Below are 1477 nucleotides of genomic sequence, written 5' to 3'. Positions count from 1 at the left end.
GACCGGGGCCTTGATCAGGCCTTCCAGCTCCACCTCGAAATCTTTTCACAAAATTGCGCTTAATATAAAAAATGAAAATCACGAAGATAAAAAATACAGGTCAGTCATGGTGGTATCTGACCATAATCGACCTGTTGCATAATATAGTAGCGTTCATCTTATATATTTCGGTGAGTATACACAAAACTGTTGACAGACCCTACTTATCATCTTAAGACTTAACTTTTAAAACATTTAAGATACTTGATGTCCTCATCCTCGAAACATCGGCCTTCCGATTTTTTGTTAGCAATGCTAAAAAACTCTTTTGCCAACTCTAAATCACCCAATTCAAAAGCAACTTTCCCTGACATAAATTCCTTTTTACCAGTATCTTTCCGCGCAAATCCTGTTAAATAAATTTTTTCCGACCATACTTTTGCCTTTTTGAAATCTTTTATAACAAAACAAGTGTCAATAATATCTTTCACTAGATGAAAGCTTTCTTCACTATAAATACCTTTTGGTTCAGGCAATAACCCCCATGCTTCTTCGAGAGTTATAATAGATTCATGATATTTACCAATTTCGAATTGTTCATTACTCTTATTAATAAGGGATTCAAACTTCTCTTTTATAGGTGATTGTAGAGTAGCCAAATTTATCCTCCTCAAATAATATCTTTAATTGATTTAAAATACTTATCATCTTCCTCGTCAAATATCTTATAACCTTCCAACATGTAAGCCTTTAACAGGTACTCCTTTGCTTGATTCAACTCCCCACACTCAAATAGACTCTCTCCAAGTCTCAAGAGAATCAATGGATTTGAAATGCCATCTGGACAATTAAGGGCATTATAAAAATTAGTCTTTGCCATTTCATAATCATCATTGATAAAATAAGCATCACCTAATGCTGTGTAAATCCAAGTACTTGCCTCCCAGTCAATCTTCGGAGATGGCACTAATTCTAAGGCCGTGGAATACTTCTCTATCGCTTTATTAAATTCTTCTTCTTCAATTAGTGAATCTCCCTCTTCACATAACTCTATAATTTGAGCATGAATTTTGTCATCTAGTTCCAAAAATTTCACCTCCATTTTTATTTGGTCGGTGGCAAATAGTTTTCACCTAATTTTGCACCTGCTGAGCGGTTCAGCCTATAGTGATCTAATACATAATTATCGGAGTTTAACATCCATTCCCTTACTTCCTTTGACTTCGCACCATAATGTCTTCCTTCTTTGTTCCACCATGAGACAGCATCGGTTATATGAGCCATATCTGCCTCGCTAAGATCATGCCATTCTCCTTCACTATCCATAAACTCTGTTTTACCACTACGTGTTGTCCTAATCCTGGGAGGAGTTTCATTCTTCATTCTTTCTATCACTTCACGTCCAGTACGTGATTTTTTCCCTGGTGTTCTTCCTAAATATTGTTCCCTTAACTTCTTAGCTTTTTTAGCTTTTGGTTTCTTTGAGGCATTCTCAGGG

Annotated in this window: 2 protein-coding genes and 1 pseudogene; all 3 read right to left on the bottom strand. The window is 35.9% G+C overall.

Annotation, left to right across the window (positions count from 1 at the left end; genetic code table 11):
• Positions 1–218 precede the first annotated feature (218 nt).
• Positions 219–638 (bottom strand): hypothetical protein, encoded by a 420-nt coding sequence (locus CHH75_RS24425; protein ID WP_095268203.1) that lies wholly within the window; start codon positions 636–638, stop codon positions 219–221.
• Positions 639–649: 11 nt separating this feature from the next.
• On the bottom strand, positions 650–1081 hold the full coding sequence (locus CHH75_RS24420) for a tetratricopeptide repeat protein (protein WP_413773649.1): 432 nt from the start codon (positions 1079–1081) through the stop codon (positions 650–652).
• 2 nt (positions 1082–1083) lie between these two features.
• Positions 1084–1477: pseudogene (locus CHH75_RS25460) on the bottom strand (GH-E family nuclease); the annotation flags it as partial.

The organism is Paenibacillus sp. 7541 (assembly GCF_002276395.1).
GTDB lineage: Bacteria > Bacillota > Bacilli > Paenibacillales > Paenibacillaceae > Paenibacillus_AQ > Paenibacillus_AQ campinasensis.
This window is presented reverse-complemented; position numbering and strand designations above follow the sequence as displayed.

What these genes read in the sequence shown, in the direction of transcription:
- CHH75_RS24420 (WP_413773649.1), bottom strand. Translation starts at nt 1,081, where the DNA reads ATGGAGGTGAAATTTTTGGAACTAGATGACAAAATTCATGCTCAAATT.